This window comes from Chryseobacterium angstadtii, assembly GCF_001045465.1.
Lineage (GTDB): Bacteria > Bacteroidota > Bacteroidia > Flavobacteriales > Weeksellaceae > Chryseobacterium > Chryseobacterium angstadtii.
In genome coordinates, this window is the sequence record NZ_LFND01000002.1 from 13191 (window position 1) to 34459 (window position 21269).

General features: G+C 38.5%; 20 protein-coding genes. 9 read left to right on the forward strand and 11 right to left on the reverse strand.

The annotated features are described in order from the left end of the window. Window positions 1-5 precede the first annotated feature (5 nt). Window positions 6-890: a hypothetical protein gene (locus ACM46_RS05415; protein ID WP_048505636.1), complete on the forward strand. Its 885-nt coding sequence runs from the start codon at window positions 6-8 to the stop codon at window positions 888-890. 23 nt (window positions 891-913) lie between these two features. Beyond that, window positions 914-1879, forward strand: a complete 966-nt coding sequence (locus tag ACM46_RS05420) for a chorismate-binding protein (protein WP_048505637.1) — start codon at window positions 914-916, stop codon at window positions 1877-1879. A gap of 232 nt (window positions 1880-2111) precedes the next feature. Here the strand turns inward: ACM46_RS05420 and ACM46_RS05430 are convergent, their stop codons facing one another. The 11 genes from ACM46_RS05430 to ACM46_RS05480 all read right to left on the reverse strand — a co-directional run bounded on the left by ACM46_RS05430 (window position 2112) and on the right by ACM46_RS05480 (window position 12487). Beyond that, window positions 2112-2306, reverse strand: a complete 195-nt coding sequence (locus ACM46_RS05430; RefSeq protein WP_034728849.1) for a hypothetical protein — start codon at window positions 2304-2306, stop codon at window positions 2112-2114. A 5-nt stretch (window positions 2307-2311) separates the two neighbouring features. After that, window positions 2312-2914: a MarC family protein gene (locus ACM46_RS05435; RefSeq protein WP_048505639.1), complete on the reverse strand. Its 603-nt coding sequence runs from the start codon at window positions 2912-2914 to the stop codon at window positions 2312-2314. Window positions 2915-2958: 44 nt separating this feature from the next. Next, window positions 2959-4698 carry a BatD family protein gene (locus tag ACM46_RS05440; RefSeq protein WP_048505640.1) on the reverse strand — a complete coding sequence of 580 codons (1740 nt, stop codon included), beginning with the start codon at window positions 4696-4698 and terminating at the stop codon, window positions 2959-2961. Beyond that, window positions 4698-5447 carry a tetratricopeptide repeat protein gene (locus ACM46_RS05445; protein WP_053082672.1) on the reverse strand — a complete coding sequence of 250 codons (750 nt, stop codon included), beginning with the start codon at window positions 5445-5447 and terminating at the stop codon, window positions 4698-4700. Before ACM46_RS05445 ends, ACM46_RS05440 begins: the two co-directional genes overlap by 1 nt. Window positions 5448-5549: 102 nt before the next feature. Continuing rightward, window positions 5550-6557, reverse strand: coding sequence for a vWA domain-containing protein (locus ACM46_RS05450; RefSeq protein WP_048505641.1), 1008 nt, complete (start codon window positions 6555-6557; stop codon window positions 5550-5552). Continuing rightward, window positions 6557-7549 (reverse strand): VWA domain-containing protein, encoded by a 993-nt coding sequence (locus tag ACM46_RS05455; protein ID WP_048505642.1) that lies wholly within the window; start codon window positions 7547-7549, stop codon window positions 6557-6559. Before ACM46_RS05455 ends, ACM46_RS05450 begins: the two co-directional genes overlap by 1 nt. Beyond that, a complete protein-coding gene (locus ACM46_RS05460; protein WP_048505643.1) occupies window positions 7542-8438 on the reverse strand; it encodes a BatD family protein in 897 nt (298 codons plus the stop codon). The genes ACM46_RS05455 and ACM46_RS05460 overlap by 8 nt, the downstream gene beginning before the upstream one ends. 46 nt (window positions 8439-8484) lie before the next feature. Then, window positions 8485-9348, reverse strand: coding sequence for a DUF58 domain-containing protein (locus ACM46_RS05465; RefSeq protein WP_048505644.1), 864 nt, complete (start codon window positions 9346-9348; stop codon window positions 8485-8487). 108 nt (window positions 9349-9456) lie between these two features. Beyond that, window positions 9457-9915, reverse strand: a complete 459-nt coding sequence (locus ACM46_RS05470) for a GNAT family N-acetyltransferase (protein ID WP_048505645.1) — start codon at window positions 9913-9915, stop codon at window positions 9457-9459. Continuing rightward, entirely contained in the window at window positions 9915-10919 is a 1005-nt protein-coding gene (locus tag ACM46_RS05475) for an AAA family ATPase (RefSeq protein WP_048505646.1), read from the reverse strand. Before ACM46_RS05475 ends, ACM46_RS05470 begins: the two co-directional genes overlap by 1 nt. A 272-nt stretch (window positions 10920-11191) precedes the next feature. Continuing rightward, window positions 11192-12487, reverse strand: a complete 1296-nt coding sequence (locus tag ACM46_RS05480) for a hypothetical protein (RefSeq protein ID WP_048505647.1) — start codon at window positions 12485-12487, stop codon at window positions 11192-11194. Between the two features lie 283 nt (window positions 12488-12770). Between ACM46_RS05480 and ACM46_RS05485 the strand changes: the two genes are divergently transcribed. From ACM46_RS05485 to ACM46_RS05515, 7 genes are all read left to right on the forward strand, one after another. Beyond that, entirely contained in the window at window positions 12771-14108 is a 1338-nt protein-coding gene (locus ACM46_RS05485; protein ID WP_048505648.1) for a peptide-N-glycosidase F-related protein, read from the forward strand. 272 nt (window positions 14109-14380) lie between these two features. Continuing rightward, on the forward strand, window positions 14381-14854 hold the full coding sequence (locus tag ACM46_RS05490) for a DinB family protein (protein WP_048505649.1): 474 nt from the start codon (window positions 14381-14383) through the stop codon (window positions 14852-14854). Between the two features lie 114 nt (window positions 14855-14968). After that, on the forward strand, window positions 14969-15718 hold the full coding sequence (gene rlmB, locus ACM46_RS05495; RefSeq protein WP_048505650.1) for a 23S rRNA (guanosine(2251)-2'-O)-methyltransferase RlmB: 750 nt from the start codon (window positions 14969-14971) through the stop codon (window positions 15716-15718). A 98-nt stretch (window positions 15719-15816) separates the two neighbouring features. Beyond that, window positions 15817-16866, forward strand: coding sequence for a DUF6263 family protein (locus ACM46_RS05500; protein ID WP_048505651.1), 1050 nt, complete (start codon window positions 15817-15819; stop codon window positions 16864-16866). A gap of 169 nt (window positions 16867-17035) precedes the next feature. After that, window positions 17036-17260, forward strand: a complete 225-nt coding sequence (locus ACM46_RS05505; RefSeq protein WP_083997345.1) for a hypothetical protein — start codon at window positions 17036-17038, stop codon at window positions 17258-17260. A gap of 31 nt (window positions 17261-17291) precedes the next feature. Further along, window positions 17292-19832, forward strand: coding sequence for a YfhO family protein (locus ACM46_RS05510; RefSeq protein WP_048505653.1), 2541 nt, complete (start codon window positions 17292-17294; stop codon window positions 19830-19832). 114 nt (window positions 19833-19946) lie between these two features. Further along, window positions 19947-21245, forward strand: coding sequence for a glycosyltransferase family 4 protein (locus ACM46_RS05515; RefSeq protein ID WP_048505654.1), 1299 nt, complete (start codon window positions 19947-19949; stop codon window positions 21243-21245). Window positions 21246-21269: the final 24 nt, after the last annotated feature.

Genomic DNA, 21269 nt, shown 5'->3' on the forward strand with positions numbered 1-21269 from the left:
CCGTTATGCCTATAAAAAAACTCCTTTACCTTTTATCCACCCTTATTTTCTACCCTATCTGTGCCCAGAGAAAAAAAACAGATACGGTATACGTGTATGAAAAAGTGGTTGTTTATGACACGGTTTACTTAGAAAAGCCCTTGAAAATAAAACCTTCCGGTCTCAATTTCAAGCCTGCCGTCATTGACAATCTTATTCCTGTGACAACACAATATGAGTTTATTTTAATTAAGGATACAACTAAAGGTTTAATCATTAGTCCTAAAAAATTTGATTGGGGTACAGGGGCCGGGATTGGTTTAAAAAGCAGCAGCTGGGCGAGAGAATCATCCAAAAACAGGCAACAGCCCGGGTTCAATGCAGGATTATGGATATCAAGAAATATGTATAAACGGTTTTCAATGATGCTGTCCGCTCATGTTTACTACTGGAATTCTACATTTAATCTTGATGCCAATCGGGAAGAAACCTGGCTGAACGGCTATTATTTTACAGATGACCGCCAGCCTCTCCTTTTTCAGAAATTCAGTGATAAACACTTCGAATATGCAGCCCAGCTGAAAATTTTCTATGAGTGGAAAAGGATACGCCCTTTTGTTGGATTTTTAGCCAACCGGAATATCTATAAAATGCAGTTTATGGTTCCTGAGAATAATATCATCAACAAACTGGATGATTTTAAGTCAAAAAACATCAACATAGGATATTCTATGGGTATACAATACAGAATCATGCAAAAAATTCTAGTTTCATTAGAATATCAGGCCTATACAATGAAAAATATTTCCTTAAAAAACAGCTCTTTTAATTTTGACATTTTTAAGACTAATAATACCTTTGCTGAAAGGAAAATCAACCTGGGAATTTCCTATACTATTTCCAGCTGGTGATTTTCAAAACCTACCCATAATTAATGATTTATTTCAAACTTCCTTTCGACGAAACATTATATTCCACTGATCAAAAACAAAACACGGAATCCGTCAGTTTTCACTCTTTTGATGTATTAAGACAGATTGATTTTAAAGGAAGCATCACAGAAGCCTCCGGACAGTTTGAAAAAACGGATATTATGAGTGAAGATCTGTTGAAAGACGGGAGCCGTTTCAAAGCTGAGACGAAAGAGGAATATACAGATACACTTCACCAAATTATTGAAGTCATTAAAGACTATCAGCTTCCTAAACTGGTTTATTCAAGGAGAAAGATATTCAAAGACTTTAACAGCATTGATTTTAAGGAAAGTTTTGTAAAACTCTGCGCATCTTACCCCAACGCATTCAGATATATTTTCAACAACGGAGAAAACGCCTGGATGGGGGCTTTTTCCGAAACACTTGGAAAATTCAATAAAAAGACCCATCAGTTCGAAACAATGAGCCTGGCAGGAACCCTTCCTGTATCTGAAGAATGGACAGAAAAAGAAATTGAAGAGCAGAAACCGGTTACTTCATACATTCAAAATATCCTCAGAAACTATTCCGGATCCATAGAGATGTCTGAAACCTACGATCATATTTCCGGAAACATCAAACACCTCCGAACTGACTTCAAGGCTCAGATAAACCCGGAAGATCTGGACAACCTGATCAGCGACTTACACCCTACTCCTGCAGTCTGCGGTATTCCAAAAGATTTCTGTAAGCAGAATATTCAGAAATTTGAAAAATTTCCCCGCGAGCTGTATGCCGGATTTATTAAAGTGGAAACCGATGAGAATGTGATGTTTTTTGTAAATCTAAGGTGCGCGAAACTATACAAAGACTCCGTTCATGTATTTGTAGGGGGAGGAATTACATCGCAAAGCAATCCGGAAAAAGAATGGCAGGAAACAGAACTGAAATCGGAAGCGGTGTTGAAAAATCTTGTGGTTTCTTAGGAAATGGTGGCTTTGGGAGCCTCAGTCACAATTGGAATAAAGTTTTTTTATGACTGGAGGAGACCGTTTTTTATTAAAAGATTTAAAAATTCAAAGATTAAAAGATTACAGGAAATGTTCTTCTGTAGCAAATATAAGGTGGCTTCGGGTGCCTCAGCCACCTCCCCAAAAAACAAAAAACCTCCTTCCAATGAAAGAGGTTTTTATTATTTAGAATAATGTAATTCCGAGATTATTTCTTCACTCCGATTCTGCTCCAGGTATCTAATACAAAAAGTAAAATCAGACCAAGAACTGCTGAAGCAATTGAAAATACAAACTTCAGGTTATCTTCTGATAAAAGATCCGTCTGCCAGTCTAATGCATAAAGATTGATGGCAATGAAAACGATAAACACAACTAGAAATACTTTATAAAACTTCTGCATGATTCTTAAAAATTAATATAATTCTGCACCAATTGGGCAAAGTTTGCGGTGAATAATTTTATTGAAATCGCTAAAAGAATAATCCCGAAAACCTTCTGAAGAATAGACAGGGTAGCCTCCCCCATTTTGTTTTCCAGCCACTTCGCTGATTTCAGCACCAAATATACGAAAATTGTATTGAGAACAATTCCTAAAATAATATTAATATCATGAAATTCAGCTCTGAGAGATAGCGTTGTGGTAAGAGTTCCAGCTCCTGCAACCAGCGGAAATGCAATAGGGACAATGGATGCAGCCTTTGCTTCTGTAGTTTTGTTGATCTCAATTCCAAGAATCATTTCAAGGGCTATGATAAAAATCACAAAAGCTCCTGCAATCGCAAAAGAGTTTACATCTACTCCGATAAGTTTAAGAATTTTATTTCCTACGAACAGAAAAACAATCATGATAACTCCCGCAGTAATAGATGCCTTTCCGGCTTCAATCTGCCCAAATTTCTGCTGAAGACCTACCACAATCGGAACAGACCCAATGATATCGATTACGGCAAAAAGAACCATAAAGCAGGTAAAGATTTCCTTAATAGAGAAATCATTAAATATTTCCATCTCTTTGTAATTAATAATTTCGCAAAAATATGAAAAAAAAATAATTATTTGCTAATTTGTGAATACAAATTAACAACCGCTTTCAAAAGTTCCTCCATTCCTTCCGGTGATTTAAGGGGCGAGTATTTCTCCATCTGAATCCTTTGGATCAGGTTTCTGTATTGCTCCGCCACGGAAGATCCTTTATGAGTTTCTAAAAATAGTCTGAAATCCTCCGGAGAGCTCTGAAAATACTGCTTTCTGACATCAAGATCCATTTCTTCCAGAGTATCGAAAAACTTCGGATAATCTGCCTGATCTTTAAGATTTTCAAGATAGCTGAAATAATCGTTTATGTCTGTTTTTAATGTTTCTCTGATCTCGCTTTCTGTTTCTGCCACAGAACCAAGAGGTTTGGAAGATGTAGTTTCTCTAACTAACGCTCGTTTTTTTTGCCAAGTCTTAAATAAAAGATAGATCACAAACAATCCTACAAGAATGGCAATATTGGTAAAGAGAATGTTCCAGTGAAACTTACTCTTCTCTTTCACTTTTAATGTAGTGGTCTTCAGAACGGGTGTATTCACCGTTTCCAAAAGGGTATTGGTATACTCGTTTACTTTTTCAACCGTTGTACGGGACTCAAGGATCTGCTCATGTGAAAAAGCATTCAGAGCAAGGGTTTTCTGCCCAAGATCTACATACTCGCGGTTCGCAGGATCGAAGAAAGCAAATTGCTCCGTCTGGATAGAAATAGGACCCGGTTTTTTAGGAATAACCACATAATTGGCTAAAATTTCACCTTTCATTCCGGTAGTTCCCGGTGCAACTTTGGATGTAATTTTAGGACTGAATACTTCATAATCCGGAGAAGCAATGATCTTAGGAAGATACATATCTGGAAGATTCCCCTCTCCTGAAACTTTTACAATGACATTAATGGGTTTCTCAACCTCTATTTTATCTTTAGATGCATTATAAACACTCACGTTGAAATTACCGACTGCATTTTTAAAACACTCAGGTGATCCTTCCGGCAGTTTTTTCACATTAAGTTTAACCTTATTGGAGACAATCTTATTTTTATTCGAATAAGAGCTTACCGAAGCCGATACAGACGGAACCTCTACATAGCCGGACTCATTCGGGAATACCATAAATACGGCAACAATCTGAGAAGCCATATTTCCGGATGCCGAAGGATCTATTTCGGATTTGCTGAAGCTTACAGGATGTACATTGATATTATCCTGATGTGGAAGATGAACATCTTTCACCTTTCTGAAATTGTCCATGTTTTTAGAATACACTCTCAGAACAGCTACCGTGGCCTGATCCTGATAAATGTCACGGTCTTCAATTTCCATGTTCATATACATCTCCGCGGACATATTCCCGGCAAGAGACCTTCTGTCGAGAATCTCTTTTATATTAACATCGAAAGGTTCGGTCTTATAAATTTTATTATTAACGGTTACCAGTACGGAACCGATCTTAATTTTCCCTTTTTTCTTAGGCTCAAGGGCAATCCTTGATACTTTTTGGGTAATAAGGGTATTCGTAGCCGGATCTATGAAGGTATTGGTTACGGAGCCACTTCCTATAATATTGAATTTGGAAAGGTCAGGAAGCTGGAAACCGGTCTGCTGTACAAGCTCGCTTCCGTTAAGTTCAAGAATGATGGTAAGGTTAACGATGTCTTTGCCATTGTACTCGGCTTTATCTGTTTCCAGGGAAAGATTTACCTGTCCGTAAGAAATTACGGAAGCAAGAATAAATAATATGTAAATCAGTCTTTTCTGCATCACCAATCTTTTTCGTTGCTTTGAGGCATCGAATAAGAGTTCTTGTTTAAGATTCTTCTGGCGGTTTCTTTTTCTTTTTCGCTTACTTTATCTAAAATGGCATTTTCAAGGTTCTTTGGCATTTTTCCTTCATTGTTCTGGTCCTGCTTAGGGGCATCTCCCTGTTCGCTTTTCCCTTCATTTTTCTGGCCACTTCCCTGATCCTGTTTTTGATCTTTTTTGTCGCCCTTCTGATCATCATTTTTATTCTGATCATTTCCTCCTCCGCCTTTTCCTGAATTATTCTGTTCGTTTTTTTGCTGTTGCTGCTTTTCTTTTTCTTTCAGCTTGGCAATTTCATAATTTTTTCTGGTTGCTTCATTATAAGGATCCTGTTTCAGGGCCTGCTTATAATAGTCTGCTGCTTTCTCCGGCTGGTTCATCTGCATATAGCTATTCCCCAGGTTATGAAGAGCCGCTGCTTTATCGGGCAGAGTCTGCGAAAGCTTCTGAGCTTTGTCAAATTCTGCTTTGGCCTCTTCATACTTCTTACTTTTATACAAAGCATTTCCCAGATTATAATGGGCAGTAAAGTCCTTTTCGTTCACTTTTACAGCTTCCATATACTTAGAAGACGCTCCATCATAGTCTTTACCGTTGAATTTCTGATTGCCTTCATACACTAATGTTCTGTAATTTTCCTGCCCAAACATGATACCTGAGAAAGAAAAAGCAATAAAAAACGATAAAAAAATGATTTTAGTATTCATTACCTGCAAAATTATTCGTTTATATGTTAATAAACAGACTTGTATTTGTTAAAGTTCGGTTAAAGTATTTATTTAAAATCCTGATCAGCAATGCATAGAATATTATATGTTGAAATCTTTTTTCGGGTTCAATATATAAATTAAAAAGAAGAAGAAAATGGAAACTATTAAAAAATACTGATAATAGTGATTGGCATTTTGAGATCTTACTAAAGTTTGTGCAGATGAGGCTTTTTTATTCATGGCATCCATGATTTTATCGGGAGCTTCATTGATGTTATTTCCGTCGATATAATCACCTCCGGTAGACTCCGCCATTTTCTTCAGGGCTTCCGTCTGTCTTTTGGAAATCACCGTTCCGCCGTCCATATCCGTTTTATATCCCATCAGCTGTCCGAAAACATATTCAGGGACCGGAGCTCCTTCCTCTGTTCCTATTCCTACCGATGTTATGGAAATGCCTTCTTTATTGGCTAATCTGATCGCTGCATTGTCATTCCCTTCATTATCTTCACCATCACTCAGCAGAATTACTTTTCTCGATCCTTTGCTGACATTTTTAAATTTTTCAGCAGCCACCTGCATGCCTTTCAGGAAATCGGTCCCCTGAATCTTCATAGAACTGGTCTCCAAAGCACTTATATACGTTTCTGCAGATCCGTAATCTGTCGTAAGCGGCATTATGGAAACAGCTTCTCCTGCAAAAATCACAATCCCGATTTTATCATTATTCATCTTCTTCATGGTGCCCAGCATAAGATTTTTTGCTTCTGCCAGACGGCTGGGATCAATATCTTCCGCATTCATGGAATTGGAAACATCCAGCATGAAAATAACATTATTAAGCCTCTGATTGGTTTTTACTTCTTCCGAACCGTTCAGCAGATCAATAATGGAAAATATCAGAAACAGGGTTCCTAAAAGATATAAAGCCGGAAAGAATTTTGTAAATCCCGATCTTTTTTCAAATAAATTATCATGAAACTGACTGTCTGCAAAAATCTCTCTTCTCTTCTTTTTCCATTTCAGAAAACGGACAAGAAAGGAAGAAAGCAGCGGCAGAAGCAACAGCAGCAATAAATACCAGTAATTTCCTAACGACCAATTCATCAGCTTAAAAATTTATATAATACCCATCGCAGCAGTGCATCAAAGAACAGCATTCCCAATGCTATCCAAAGGAAGATTTTAAAATACTCGTCATAGTTGTACAGCTTGGAAACTTTAATATCTGTTTTCTCCAGCTGATTGATCTCGTCATACACTTCTTCCAGACTGCTGTTGGAAGTGGCTCTGAAATATTTCCCGCCTGTAGTCTGCGCTACTTCTCTCAACGTATTTTCATCAATGGTGACTTCTGTTTCCGTAAAAATCAGATCCCCGAAAATATCCTGTGAAGTGGGCATCAGGGCAAAACCGTTGGTTCCTATCCCGATAGAGTATACTTTTATATTATTGTTCTTGGCCAGTTCTGCGGCAAGCTGTGGAGGTATTGCATTCTGAATATTGCTAACCCCGTCTGTCATCAGAATAACCACTTTACTTTTGGCTTTGCTTTTAATAAGATGATTTACGGCTACAGAAAGCCCTTCTCCGATAGCTGTTCCGGGTTCAAGGCCTGCAGAATTGAGGTTTTTGATTTCGTCAATAACTACCTGATGATCCGAAGTTACCGGAACTTTTGTAAATGCTTCCGCAGCATAAGCCACAACGCCTATTCTGTCATTCGGGCGTTTCTGGACAAATTTTACGGCAATATCTTTCAGAGCTGTGATACGGTCCGGGCTAAGGTCTTTGGCCAGCATACTCAAAGAAACGTCTATGGAAAGTATGATGTCTACGCCTTTGGTATCATCCCTGTCCTGAGAAACGGTAAAAGTTCTCGGTCTGGCCATCGCAATGATGAGTGCAGAAAGAATAATGTATTTGGAGAATTTAAGCAAAAAAAGCACGGCACGGATTCCTCCGCTGTCGCCCATATTCTGAACGGTAGGCACTTTGATTCCTTTCTTTTTCTTTCCACCTGCATCCTTAACGAGTAGCGGAATAAACAGCAGAAAAAGCAGCAGAAACCAGGGACTGTAAAATTCAAAATTAAACATCCTTTCTTAAATTTTCAAATTCTAAATCTTTTGATGATCTCTTCACAAAATCCCGTATGTCCGCAAAATCTTTTTCCATAGTAGCCTGATCAGGGAAGGTCTTGGCAAATTTCACCAGATCTCCTCTTAAAAACACATCTTCCACAATTTTTTCATTTTCCTGCGAAATGGTGTTGTTCTTTTTCATCACCTCGATAAGGTCATCCGTAAGAAGAACATCTGCCGGAAGATGGTATTGTTTGGCAATGAATGTTCTTGAAATTTCTATTAATTCAACATAGAAAGAGCGGAAATTACCTCCTTCAATGTATTTTTTCTTTTTTAAGGATTCCAGTTCTTTTAAAGTCTGATTGGTAGCTACCACCGGCGAGCTTTTGGATTTTCTGCCCCATTTAATGAACATAATTACAGCAATAATCAGGGCAATCACCGCCAAAGCAGCCAAAATGTAAAATTTATAAAGCTCCCAATAATCTTTGGTCTCCAGTTTCACTTCCTTATTCTTCATGATATCATTGATCTGATCTGCCTTTTGAGCGGTATTGATCACATCAATTTCATAAGGAATGGTTTTTAAAATCTTACCTCCCACATTGAATTCAAGTTCGGGAATGGTGAATTTTCCTTCGTCGTATACTGAAAATTCAATTTTTCTTTCGTAGGAATTCTGATTCTGCCCGATACTGTCCTTTATTTCCTCAAAGTGAAAAGGCAACAATTCATTCTTAGGTGCAGAAATCACCTGCATCTCATGAATATCATCAATTTTAATAACTAAACGGTTGACTTCCCCCAAAGCGATCGTCTTCTTTTCAAGCTGGGAAGACAGGATCTGCGAAAAAGCATTTCCACAGATTAAAAAAGAAAGTATGAATAGTATTTTTTTCAATTTCAAATAATTGTAATGGAGGCCGGAGCCTTTATTTATTTTTAATTTATTTTTTCTGGAAATAATTATACAGCATTTTCGAATAATCAGCTCCTGTGTTCATGTTCATAAAACTGGCCGAGCTGTTGGCAAAATCTTCTTCCAGAGCGCGGACTTTCTGTTTCTGAGCTTCCGCAAACGTATACCTCCATCTTGCACTGGAAGTATTGGCCCATACTTCTTTTCCCGTTTCAGCATCGTACAGAAGGGCATAGCCTACATCCGGAATTTCATTGTCTTTTTCATCGTAAATTCTCATTCCCAGCAGCTGATGTTTTTTTGAAGCCACCCGAAGCATTTTGGAATCATATGCATCTTCAAAATCCGAGAACAGGAAAACCAGAGATTTCCTTTTAAAAATCCCCATCATGTATTCCATTGCCTTATCAATTTTCGATACGGCGGGCACATAATCTGCCGTCAGAATATTACTGATGATGGAAAGAATATGTTTTCTGCCTTTTTGAGGCGGAATCACTTTATATACTTTATCGGCGAACAGTATCAGCCCTACTTTATCATTGTTTCCGGCAGCGGAAAACCCGAGGCTGGCTGCAATTTCGGCCACATACTCTCTTTTCAGCTGACCTTTTGTTCCATAATCCATAGAAGCGGAAATATCTACCAGAATCATCATGGTAAGTTCTCTTTCTTCTTCCATTACTTTTACAAACGGTTCGCGGAATCTGGCTGTTTTATTCCAGTCGATTCTGCGGATCTCGTCACCAAACTGATACGGGCGCACTTCGGAGAACGTCATCCCCTGTCCTTTAAAAGCACTGTGATACTGACCCATAAGCGAAGCTTCCGTCTTCTTTCTGGTACGGATTTCTATCTGCTTTACTTTTTTTACAATATCTTTTATTTCCATTGTTGTGTTGCGGGGTTCGGGTTGCGGGATATGTGCGACGCTCCATTCTTCATTCTTCATTCTTCATTCTTCATTCTTCATTCTTCATTTTTCATTCTTCACCTTCCTCTAACTTCTCAATTCAATCGAAACATTCAGCCATTCGTTATCAAAACTCGGGCTGTATTTCTTATAAAAATTAATAGCCGGTTCATTCCAGTTTAACACCTGAAAAACCATTCCGCTGTATTCGTTTGATTTTCCATATTCCAGGGTAGCGTCAAACAGAAGTTTACCGATCTTCTTTCCTCTCATTCTTTCGGTCACTACCAGATCTTCAAGATACAATCTTCTTCCTTTCCAGGTTGAAAATCTGTCATAGTATAACGAAATTCCAACGATCTCATCATTAAGTTCAGCTACAAAAGCGCCCCATACCGGAGATTTCCCGAAGCCATCCTCGATAAATTCATCTAAAGTCAGGGTTACTTCGTGAAGCGCCTTTTCATATTCTGCCAATTCTCTGATTAGCTCCAGCATAGGAGGGCAATCTTCGCGGACTGCCTTTCTGATAATCACTTCACTCATTAGGGTGCCTGTATTTTTGCTAAAATTCTGTTGATAATTTCTTCTGAAGAGATTTCTTCTGCTTCTGCCTCAAAAGTAAGACCTATTCTGTGTCTCAATACATCCTGTGCCAATGCTTTTACATCTTCAGGAATTACAAAAGCTCTTCCCTTCAGAAATGCGTAGGTTCTTGATGCAATGGCAAGGTTAATGGATGCTCTCGGAGAAGCCCCGAAACCAATATAATTTTTAAGTTCAGAAAGTCCGTAGTTCTCAGGATAACGTGTTGCAAAAACCATATCCAGAATATATTTCTCAATTTTTTCGTCAAGATAAATCTGATTGATCAGTTCTTTGGCATCTACAATATCCTGCAGCGAAATAACAGGTTTAATAACCGGCTGATGCGAGGTAGAAACCATTCTCATCACCGTTCTTTCATCCTCAAAATTAGGATAGTCTATTTTACATTTCAGCATAAAACGGTCACTTTGCGCTTCCGGAAGCAGATACGTTCCTTCCTGGTCTATCGGGTTTTGAGTAGCCAGTACCAGAAAAGGTTTAGGCAGCTTCATGGTTTCATCACCAATAGTCACCTGTTTTTCCTGCATCACTTCTAAAAGAGCCGACTGCACCTTTGCCGGAGCACGGTTGATCTCATCCGCCAGTACAAAATTGGCAAAAACAGGGCCTTTTTTTATAGAAAAATCGTTGTCTTTAATATTGAAGATCATGGTTCCCACTACATCCGCAGGAAGCAGATCCGGTGTAAACTGTATCCTTGAAAATTCGCCGTGAACAGCTTCCGACAAAGTTTTGATGGCCAAAGTTTTTGCCAGCCCCGGAACCCCTTCCAGAAGAACGTGTCCATTCCCAAGAAGTCCCACCAAAAGGCGGTCTATCATATATTCCTGCCCAATAATCACTTTGTTGATTTCCTTTCGCAGAAGGGAAAATAAGTAGTTCTTTTCTTTTACTTTTTCCGTCAACTGGCGGATATCCTCGGCTTGATATGTATCTGACATAACTTTAATTAAAAATAAGTGGTAAATTTCTGATAAATACTGGCATTAATCAACATAATGAATGCCATTTTTGAGTTAAAGTTTGTTAAATATTCCGGGATCTATAAAGTAAAGAGTACCACATCATAAGAATTCCCCTGCATAAAATTCGTTTACGCAGGGGAATTTATAGTAATAATTTCTTATAAAACAGAAGGTTAAACCGAAGATTTTTGTGGGTGAATGGTTCCGTGCCAGTAAAATTCACTATTCACTATTCATTATTCCCTCTCTTAAAGTTTAGTAATTTTAATTGTAAAGGTATTTTCCGGCATATCTACCGTTTCTTCGTAAGCGCCTACATTGATAAAATAATCAGTGCCTGCCGTAGTGGTAAATGTATAGGTTTCCGCAGCGCCACCACCGCCGGCATCTACCGCTCTCACACATGTGAAACTACCACATGCACCGCTATATATATCCATTTGAGGATCATAAGTACTTCCTGCAGGCATGGTAATTCCTACTTTAAACTGACCTCCGTCTCCTGTGAATTTAAACCAAGTACCATCATTCATTGCATCAGCGCAAGCGGTTATGAATCCATTGTTATTAGTAGCGGATATAGCATCATTTTGCGTATATTCATAAGGAAAAGCAGATGCTACAAATGCTCCTGAACATGCATCATTTGCAGGAATAGGAGGAATAGTCTTGAAGGTAATATCTGTACAACCAACAGACTCAAGGCCCGCTGATACAGCAGTAACTTTAAAATAATAATTCGTATCTCTGTTAAGCGCTGTTGATGGAGTAAAATTAGTTCCAGACACCACTTGCTGATTAATCACATCTGTTCCTCCCGGAGTGGTTCCCAATGAAATTTTATAGGAATCAGCTCCTGAAACGGCAAGCCATGTGATGTTCGGAAGTATGGAAACAGACTGAGCATCGTTTACAGGATAATTCACAAAAGGACATGACGGACCGGGTTTTGGAGTCAACCCGGAAATTGTAATGGCAGACTTATAATTCGCTCTTATTCCTCCGGGTGGAGAAGCAGGATCCACTACCATACGGTCTCCTTTGTAATAAAGGGTGGAATAAGGAATATGCGGATAGACTCTAAAAGCCTCATCGAAGTTATTAATGTCGATACTTGGAGCATTTTCCTTTGCAGCAATGACTAAATTATCTGTATTGTTATAGGCAAAAGGTGTTGCCAAAGTCACTTCAACTTTTCCATTCGTTTTGGTTACGGCTCCGGCAAATACCTGTGTCAATTGCGAAGCAGGAATCCAATCTGTACCGGATGCAAATGCTGTCTTTGTGGTATGTCCCAGGTAAACAGTCCAGTCTGAAGAATCAGCAATGGTGGCCGAAGGATCCAGATAGAATGTAAGGCCTGTGATATTCCCTGCTGCATTCACATTCAGCTCCTGTTTAGGATAAATCTGCTGAACATAGGAATAGGAAAAAAAACTGCTTACGGGAGCGGTTCCCACATTTGTACTTCCGATATTTATATTAACTTGAGCATTAAATACCGAGGCAGTCAATAAAAGAGATAAAAGTAAAATTCTTTTCATAATTAATAAAAAATCAACATTTACAATTTTGCTAATTTAGCAATAATGTTTTGATTTCGATAATAAATATAATTATTAGACCATGAAAAATAATAATTTTAATTAAAATCAATAAAAAAAATACATAAAATAATGAATTTAAACCAATAATATAAAAAAAATACATAAACCTACTTGGGAGTTTTAAATAATAAATAATAAAACAGTTGTTATTTTAAAATAAAACCAATGAAACGCATCATTATGTGTATATTTTAATATATTTGCATTAAATACCAGTCGCATGTATAAAAAGCTATTTTTTTTGAGTATTTTCTTTACGGGGCTTTATCAGTCACAGACAACCGACAGAATGAATCTGATTTCCGATGCAGTTTATTATGACGGGTATGCAGCCACAGTATCCGATCCGGTTCCTGCCGGTCTCACCAGGCTCTCCAACACCCGATACACCAGAAAACTTACGGATGCAGAGCTGAATTCCTTCAAAACAAAAATTGCCATGAGAGTAACCATTGGTGCTCTATGTGATAATTATGACAGACTTGGAAGCGTTTACCTGGCAATGGTTCCTAAAAATCAGCCGAGCTACACCACAAATGATGCCAATGTAAAAAGAATTGAGGTAGGAAGATACATTACTCCGTTTATGAGTAAAAACCGCTCTCCGTTGGAGGTTCCTTATACTTATGACCTGAGCAATATGTACAGCGTCTTTCACAACAGCACATTACGTGCTGCTTATGACCTATACATGGAACTGGATGTTTTTGGCGTTCCTTATGCAGCACAAAATGAAGTAGCAGGATGCGCAGGGAGAATTGATGTTTTCTCAGGAACTTTGACTTTCTTCTCATCGGATGCAGGAATTACACCACCGGATGATAACACCCTTGTTCCTATATTAAGCTACAACAAATTAAATAATTACAATAGCACCGATGTTACAGGTGAAACGGTTAGAATTGTAAGTTTCAACCTTCCCAACCAGGTTACCAATGCCCGCTTCTCTGTAATATCCACTCCTCACGGAGCGAACTCTGGCGGTGAAGAATATGTAAGAAGACAGAACTACACCTATATAGATGATGTACAGATGCTTACTTATACTCCCGGAGGTATTTCCTGTGAACCATTCAGAGTATACAATACGCAAGGCAACGGAATTTACGGATCCAGTCCCAGATCATTTGCAGAATGGACTTCATGGAACAATTGGTGCCCGGGCAACTCAGTACCCATCAGAGGCTTTACCATTCCTACTATGACTGCGGGAAATCATACCCTGAAACACACGATACCAACCGCTGTTTTCAATCAGCAGCAGGGAGACGTTTATTTATCTGTTTATATGCAGGGCAAGAGTAATGGAGCTTTGAGCGTAACAGACGTTAAAACTGTGGATGTAAGCATTTACCCCAATCCTACTTCTGATTTCGTAAATATCAAATCCAAGAGTGATGTGGTTTCCATAAGCCTTTTTGGGATCGACGGAAGAAAACTGGCTGAAAACCGTGGCGAGAACAGGATAGATCTTTCCGCTTACACTGCAGGAGTCTATTTTTTAAATATTGTTATGAAAGACGGAATTACTTTTAAACATAAAATCATTAAAAAGTAATGATCTGTAAAATACAGTTCACATAACTGAAAACCAACCCATTCACGATGAAATATTTTTCAGATCGTGTACAACAGAAAGCTCCTTTGAATACTTTTCAGAGGAGTTTTTTAGTGATAAACAATAAATATTCTTTCTGTGTGCCTTGACAGAAAAAACAAAACATTTAACCATTTTTTTCAGAATTTAAGAACATTTAATTCAATCCTTCATTCAAAAAATTGTCATTTCCAGTTTATTAAACTATTTTTGGAGATTAAAATTTTTGCAAAATGAATTATCATTTTCAAGCACACAGACAAGTGAGAAAGAACCTTTTAGGCATGCTTCAGAATACTTCCCACGAAGATCTTCTGCTGATTCCGGATGGTTTCAACAACAATATCTATTGGAATATTGCCCATACCGTTGCTACCCAGCAGCTTTTGCACTATTACCTGAGCGGAAATCCGTTCAGAATAGATAAATATTGGATTGAAACTTACAAAAAAGGCACTCTTCCGAACTTGAATGTACAGAAATCTGAAGTGGAAGATCTTGAGTTTTTGCTCACCGAAACTTCAAAAATTCTGATGAAAGACTACGACAGCGATTTCTTTTCAGATTATACGCCTTACACCACGAGTTTCGGTATGGATCTGAAAAGTATTCAGGATGCTATTATCTTCAACAATATGCATGAAAGCCTTCATTATGGCTACATCATGGCACAAAAAAGAGCCATATTGGGCGAGAAAGGCAGGTAGTGAATTTCGCTGCGCGGGTCAATGTCAGATGTGAATTTTATTCTTCTTAAAAATTGAATGACAGGGTGAGATTCACAATTGACAATTTACTATATAATTAATAATATATTTTCAATGAAAGACGATTTTATTTTCGGGCTACGTCCCGTGCTTGAAGCTATTGAAGCGGGAAAAACGATTGACAAGATCTTTGTGCAAAATGCACTTCAAGGTCCTATTTATGCTGAGCTGAAAACCATTTTAGCTAAAAATAAAATTCGTCCCAACTATGTTCCAATTGAAAAACTGAACCGTTTTACCAGAAAAAACCACCAGGGTGTGGTTGCTTTTATTTCAGACGTTCCGTTTCACAGAGTGGAAGATATTGTTCCACAGTTATTTGAAGAAGGAAAAACACCATTCTTATTGATTCTGGATAGACTTACAGACGTAAGAAACTTCGGAGCTATCTGCAGAACCGCCGAATGTGTGGGTGTAGATGCTATTGTACTTCCTGAAAAAGGAGCGGCGCCTATCAATTCAGACGCTATTAAAACATCTGCGGGAGCTCTTTATAATATCAAAATATGTAAGGAACCTAATCTTGCCCATGCAGTAGATTTCCTTCAGCAGAGCGGTATCTCCGTATTTGCAGCCACAGAAAAAGCTCAGAAACTGATCTATGATGTGAATTTCACAGAGCCTTGCGCGATTGTAATGGGTAATGAAGAAACAGGAATTTCTAAGGAAGTCATGCATCATTCAGACGAAAAAATAAAACTTCCTATTGAAGGAAAAACACAGTCTCTAAACGTTTCTGTAGCATGCGGAGCCATCTTATATGAAGCAGTAAGACAGAAAATGATAGCTGCCTCCAATCTTTAATCGGATTAGGATATAAGCTTCTGTCATGGGGTTTTATGGTATCGTTATTGATACACAGAACAAAAATATCAGTACAATTTTAATTTAAAAAAATTCAAATGAAAAACGTAGCAGCATTAATGCTCATCTCATCTATAGCTCTTGTATCTTGTAAGAAGGAAACAACCACCATCACTAAAGTAGATCCTAAAACGGGGAAAACAGTTACCGTAGAGGTTCCTGCCGATTCTGTGGCGAAAGTAGCAGAAAACCCTGCTATCAAGGATTCTGCCGGAGTATTCACACAAACCTTTAAGCTGGAAAAAGGAAAAACGTATCCTCTTACTACCTACCAGAGAGATGTGAAAACAATGGAAGATCCTCAGGGAAAAACCATCACGGCAACAAGCGAATCTACGGATGAAATGAATTTCACGGTAAACGATATTAAAGGGAATGTGTATGACATGACCCTTAATCTTGTGGCTAAAAGAAATTCGCAAAGTGCACAGGGCAAAACAGTAATTGTAGATACCAAACAGGCTATTCCTAAAGAAGATGATCTGAAAATGATCTGGAATATCAACAGAGCACTTACCGGAAACAAGCTGAATATGAAAATGGACACTCAAGGAAATGTGATCTCCATTACAGGTTTTGATGCTGTTTACACTAAAGTTGCCACTGCTGTTGGTACCCTGATTAAAGATGCCAACCAGAAAGCAAGTGTTGTAGCCAGTCTTAAAGAAACTTTCAATGAAAAAGTATTGAAAGACCAGCTGAGCAAAAACTTAACGGTAATTCCTAAAAAAGGAGCAAAAATCGGAGGAAAATGGACGACTTCCGAAAGTGCCGACGGAGCCGAAAACATGAAAGTAACTTCCAACTATCTATTAAAAAGTGTAGGAAACGGAGTTGCAGAAATCGGTATAACAGGAGGAATTCCTAAGAAAACAGAAAAGAAAACCCAGGGACCTATCACACACAGTCTGAGCAGTGAACTTGTTCAGAACGGAACCATTAAGTTTGACCAAAGTACAGGATGGATTACCAACCAGAATATTGATGTAAAAGTAACGCAGATTGAAACCATTTCAGACGGAAAACAGTCTCAGTCTATGAAAAGCATCTCCAAATCTTCTGTGATGATTAATCCTTCTTCAAAATAATTGAATTAAAGACGTTTTAGAGTCAGAGGGTTTTAGAGTGAGAGAGTTTGAGGGTTGAGAGTTTGAGAGAAAATTTTTATCGTTGATCATTACTTTCAGGATACCTTATAACCTTTACATTTTAAACCCTGGATTTTAAACCGTACACTTTGAATTTAAATTAGAAATTATGAAGTACATTCTTGAGTTAGTACTCGCAGCCATCATTATTTTCTTTGTCTGGAATATCCTGAGAAGGGTATTTTTCAAGACTTTTTACAGTTATAGATTCAATAACCATAAGGAGAATAATAAGCAGGATCTACACGGCGCTCATAAGAATAATCAGAACCTCAACTGGGATGCGGAAACAGTTGACTATGAAGAGGTAAAAGAAAGTAAAGACAAAAGGTAAAAATTCCAAGAAATAAAAGATAATAACCAGCATGGCCAAAAATAAAAACTTAATTTATATTGCAATTTCATTAATTGTATTTATAGTTTTAGCATTTTTATACTCCACCCCTGTTTTTTCAGGAAAACAGCTTTTTCAGCATGATATCGTACAGTACAGAGGAGGTGCAAAAGAACTCCTGGACTACAGAGCCGATACCGGAAACGAAACCTACTGGAGTGATTCCATGTTCGGAGGAATGCCTACCTATCAGATGGGAAGCCAGTTCAAAGGCGATATCATCAAAAAGATAGACAGTAACCTGAACTTCCTGCCAAGACCGGTCAATTACCTGTTCCTTCTTTTTGCAGGATTCTTTTTCCTCGGAATGGTAGCCGTAAGAAACTGGAAATACGCTTTATTGGGCGCCACTTTCTTTGGACTTTCCACTTATTTTTATATCATTATTGCTGCCGGGCACAACGGTAAAGTAAATACCATAGAGTATTTCGCACCGCTTTTGGCCGGGATTATATTGGTTTATATCCGGAAACAGTACATCTGGGGATTCATCGCAACAACCCTATTTATGGGCCTTCAGATTGCGGCCAACCATCCGCAGATGACGTATTACCTGTTTCTGGCCTTAGGATTTTTATTCCTTTCTGAACTGGTGAGAGCCATTCAGAAAAAGATCCCGATGAAGCATTTTCTTATTTCTTCGGGGATAATTGCCGCCTCATGTGCAATAGGCGTCGGAATGAATTCACAAAGGATTATGGCCAACTCCGAATACATCAAAGAGACGGTTCGTGGCAAGCAGATCCTTACCAACGACAGCCATACTTCAGGAAAATCAGGAATGGATAAAACCAGCATTCTGATGTGGAGCTACGGAAAACTGGAAACTTTGAATCTTTTCATCCCAAGATTAATGGGCGGCGGAAGCCAGGAACCTGAGGCTAAAGAGATGATGAACAGGGTTCAGGAACTTATTCAGGAAAATGTAGGCTCACAGGCTGAAATGGACAGGATTTCAAAAGGATTTAACGGAGTAACCTACTGGGGAGACCAACCGGGAACTTCAGGTCCGGCCTATCAGGGAGCCGTTGTATGTTTCCTTGCCGTGTTGGGATTCTTCTTTGCCTGGAAAAAATACCGTTACTGGATTTTAGGAGCTTCCATCCTGACTATTTTACTGGCATGGGGAAGCAATTTTATGCCGTTGTCTGATTTCTTTATAGACTATGTTCCTTTTTACAGCAAATTCAGAGCTCCATCTTCCATATTAGTGGTTGTAGAACTGTTGTTCCCTTTGATTGCCATCATTGGAATTTACAGATTCTTTACCGATGAAAAACTGACTGAAGAATACAAAAAGAAAATCCTGATGTATGTAAGCGGCGGAACATTGGGACTGCTTCTTATCCTTCTGATTTTCGGAAAATCACTGCTAGGTTTTTATACGGATGGTGAAAAGACCTACTTCCCTCCTTTCCTGCTGGATTATCTTGCTGATGAGAGATTCAAACTCTTCAGAATTGATGCTATCAAAGCGCTTATCTACGTTGTCATAACGGCTGCTGTTCTTTTTATGACCATGAAGAAAAAGCTGAGCCAGAATATTGCTTTGATAATCATTGGGGCTGTAAGTTTATTTGATCTCTGGACGGTCAACAAACGTTATCTTAATGATGAAAATTATGTAGACAAAGTTTTTGCTGAAAATCCTTTCCAGACGGAAAGCTCAGATCTTTTGGCAGAAAAAGTTCAGGGAAATCCGAATTTAGAATCTATTTTAGCCAATGTAAATGTGAATAAAACCCTTGAAACAATTGCTGAAAAGGATAAAACGCATTACAGAATTTTCAACAATATTTTAGGAACATTCAGTGAGACCAATACCTCTTATTTCAAATCTTCCATCGGTGGTTACCATGCGGTGAAACTGAGAAGATATGATGACGTTATCAATGAGTATTTCCAGATCATGGACTCTGTAAAAGTACCGAACGTCCTGAATCTCCTTAACGCAAAATACTGGGTAGTTGGCGGACCGGAACAGCCTCAGGCAATGCCGAATCCGAAGGCCAACGGAAACGCATGGTTTGTAAGCGATCTTAAATTCGTGAATACCCCGGATGAAGAAATTAAATCTATCGGAGTGATCGACAGTAAGAAAACTGCGGTTATTGCTTCATCAGACAAATCTTATTTCAACAGCAAACCGGTTCAGGCAGACTCTTCTGCATTCATCAACCTGACGAAATACCAACCTAATGAGCTGGAATTCAAATCTCAGTCGAAAACACCTCAGCTGGCTGTATTTTCTGAGATCTACTATCCTCACGGCTGGAAAATGTTTGTAGACGAAAAAGAAGTTCCTTACATTAAGGCAGACTATCTTCTGCGTGCCGTACATGTACCTGCAGGAAATCACACCATCAGAATGGTCTTTGAACCTGAAGTGATTGAAAAAGGTAAATGGGTATCCCTTTTCTGCTTCGGATTGTTCATTGCACTGAGTGGATTCGGAATTTTCTGGATGAATAAAAATAAGAAAAAGATCACTTTAACTGAAGAAAAAGCTTAAAACGAAAGTGTCATTTAATCATCTTAATTCAAAACTTAATCGTTAAATTTTAAAACATTAAGAATTAGTTTAAACCGTTAAGATGATTAAGATCTAGATTCAAATCTTCAATTAATGGAACAGAAAAAAATACTGATTATCACCTATTACTGGCCTCCTGCGGGAGGTCCTGGTGTTCAGAGATGGCTGAAGTTCGCCAAATATCTCCCTGAATTCGGGTGGAATCCCGTGGTTTACACTCCTGAAAATCCAAGTTATCCTTTACTCGATGAAAGTCTTCTGAAAGACGTTCCGCAAAATATAGAGATGGTAAAAACCAGGATCTGGGAACCTTATCAGCTGGCCGAAAAACTCAATAAAAGCAATAAGAAATTTAAAGCCGGACAGTTTGATGTCGGAAAGAATCAAAGCTGGAAATCCAGGCTTTCCATCTGGGTAAGAGGAAACTTTTTCATCCCGGATGCCCGCGTCTTTTGGGTAAAACCATCCATTAAATTCTTAGAACAGTATTTAAAAGAAAATAAAATAGATGTTGTAGTTACTTCCGGACCACCCCATTCTCTTCACATGATTGGTCTCGGACTGAAAAAGAAATTCCCGGAACTGAAATGGATTGCAGATTTCCGCGATCCCTGGACGGAAATATCTTACTACAAACATTTAAAACTTACCAAAAGCTCGGACAGGAAACACCGCCAGCTTGAAAGCGCTGTTTTTAAAACGGCAGACATTACTTTAGCGACAAGCTACACGGATGCTGAAAATTTCAGGAAAGCAGGAGCTAATGCCGTTTGTATTACGAATGGATTTGATGAGGAAGTGAAGGGACTGAAAGGCGAAGAAGAGCATCACCCAATTCGTGAAAGCTTTACTCTGAGTTATATTGGTGTGCTTGAACAGCTTCGGAATCCGGAAAGCCTTTGGAAAGTACTGAATGAACTGATTACGGAAAACACGGAGTTCTCTGAAAGTTTCTCTCTGAAATTTGCAGGCAGAATTGACGACAAAATTCTTCAGTCCATTGAAAGTACCCATCTTAAAAATCATATCCTGAATCTCGGTTATATTTCTCATGATAAAGCCGTAGAAGAAATGGCCAGCTCAGATCTTTTACTGATCACCAATTTCCCGAACGAATCATCCAAAGGAATTATTCCGGGGAAGATATTTGAATATCTGGCCACCGGAAAACAGATCATTTCATTTGGTCCTGATGAAGCAGATGTTTCAAGGATTCTGGAAGAAACGGGTGCCGGAAAACATTTTGGCTATGAGAATTCTGAGGAAGTGAAAAATTTCATCCTCGATCAGTTTGAACTCTGGAAAAAAGGAAACGCACTAGGGAATACTCAGAATATTGGACAGTTTTCAAGAAGAAATCTGACTAAAAAACTGGCTGAGATTTTAGGGTAATTTATCCTTGTCAAGGTTCAAAAT

Bases quoted from the DNA above. Each gene is read 5' to 3' on its own strand.
- ACM46_RS05415 (WP_048505636.1), top strand. From the start codon at position 6: ATGCCTATAAAAAAACTCCTTTACCTTTTATCCACCCTTATTTTCTAC.
- ACM46_RS05420 (WP_048505637.1), top strand. From the start codon at position 914: ATGATTTATTTCAAACTTCCTTTCGACGAAACATTATATTCCACTGAT.
- ACM46_RS05430 (WP_034728849.1), bottom strand. From the start codon at position 2,306: ATGCAGAAGTTTTATAAAGTATTTCTAGTTGTGTTTATCGTTTTCATT.
- ACM46_RS05435 (WP_048505639.1), bottom strand. From the start codon at position 2,914: ATGGAAATATTTAATGATTTCTCTATTAAGGAAATCTTTACCTGCTTT.
- ACM46_RS05440 (WP_048505640.1), bottom strand. From the start codon at position 4,698: ATGCAGAAAAGACTGATTTACATATTATTTATTCTTGCTTCCGTAATT.
- ACM46_RS05445 (WP_053082672.1), bottom strand. From the start codon at position 5,447: ATGAATACTAAAATCATTTTTTTATCGTTTTTTATTGCTTTTTCTTTC.
- ACM46_RS05450 (WP_048505641.1), bottom strand. From the start codon at position 6,557: ATGAATTGGTCGTTAGGAAATTACTGGTATTTATTGCTGCTGTTGCTT.
- ACM46_RS05455 (WP_048505642.1), bottom strand. From the start codon at position 7,549: ATGTTTAATTTTGAATTTTACAGTCCCTGGTTTCTGCTGCTTTTTCTG.
- ACM46_RS05465 (WP_048505644.1), bottom strand. From the start codon at position 9,348: ATGGAAATAAAAGATATTGTAAAAAAAGTAAAGCAGATAGAAATCCGT.
- ACM46_RS05470 (WP_048505645.1), bottom strand. From the start codon at position 9,915: ATGAGTGAAGTGATTATCAGAAAGGCAGTCCGCGAAGATTGCCCTCCT.
- ACM46_RS05475 (WP_048505646.1), bottom strand. From the start codon at position 10,919: ATGTCAGATACATATCAAGCCGAGGATATCCGCCAGTTGACGGAAAAA.
- ACM46_RS05480 (WP_048505647.1), bottom strand. From the start codon at position 12,487: ATGAAAAGAATTTTACTTTTATCTCTTTTATTGACTGCCTCGGTATTT.
- ACM46_RS05485 (WP_048505648.1), top strand. From the start codon at position 12,771: ATGTATAAAAAGCTATTTTTTTTGAGTATTTTCTTTACGGGGCTTTAT.
- ACM46_RS05490 (WP_048505649.1), top strand. From the start codon at position 14,381: ATGAATTATCATTTTCAAGCACACAGACAAGTGAGAAAGAACCTTTTA.
- rlmB (WP_048505650.1), top strand. From the start codon at position 14,969: ATGAAAGACGATTTTATTTTCGGGCTACGTCCCGTGCTTGAAGCTATT.
- ACM46_RS05500 (WP_048505651.1), top strand. From the start codon at position 15,817: ATGAAAAACGTAGCAGCATTAATGCTCATCTCATCTATAGCTCTTGTA.
- ACM46_RS05505 (WP_083997345.1), top strand. From the start codon at position 17,036: ATGAAGTACATTCTTGAGTTAGTACTCGCAGCCATCATTATTTTCTTT.
- ACM46_RS05510 (WP_048505653.1), top strand. From the start codon at position 17,292: ATGGCCAAAAATAAAAACTTAATTTATATTGCAATTTCATTAATTGTA.
- ACM46_RS05515 (WP_048505654.1), top strand. From the start codon at position 19,947: ATGGAACAGAAAAAAATACTGATTATCACCTATTACTGGCCTCCTGCG.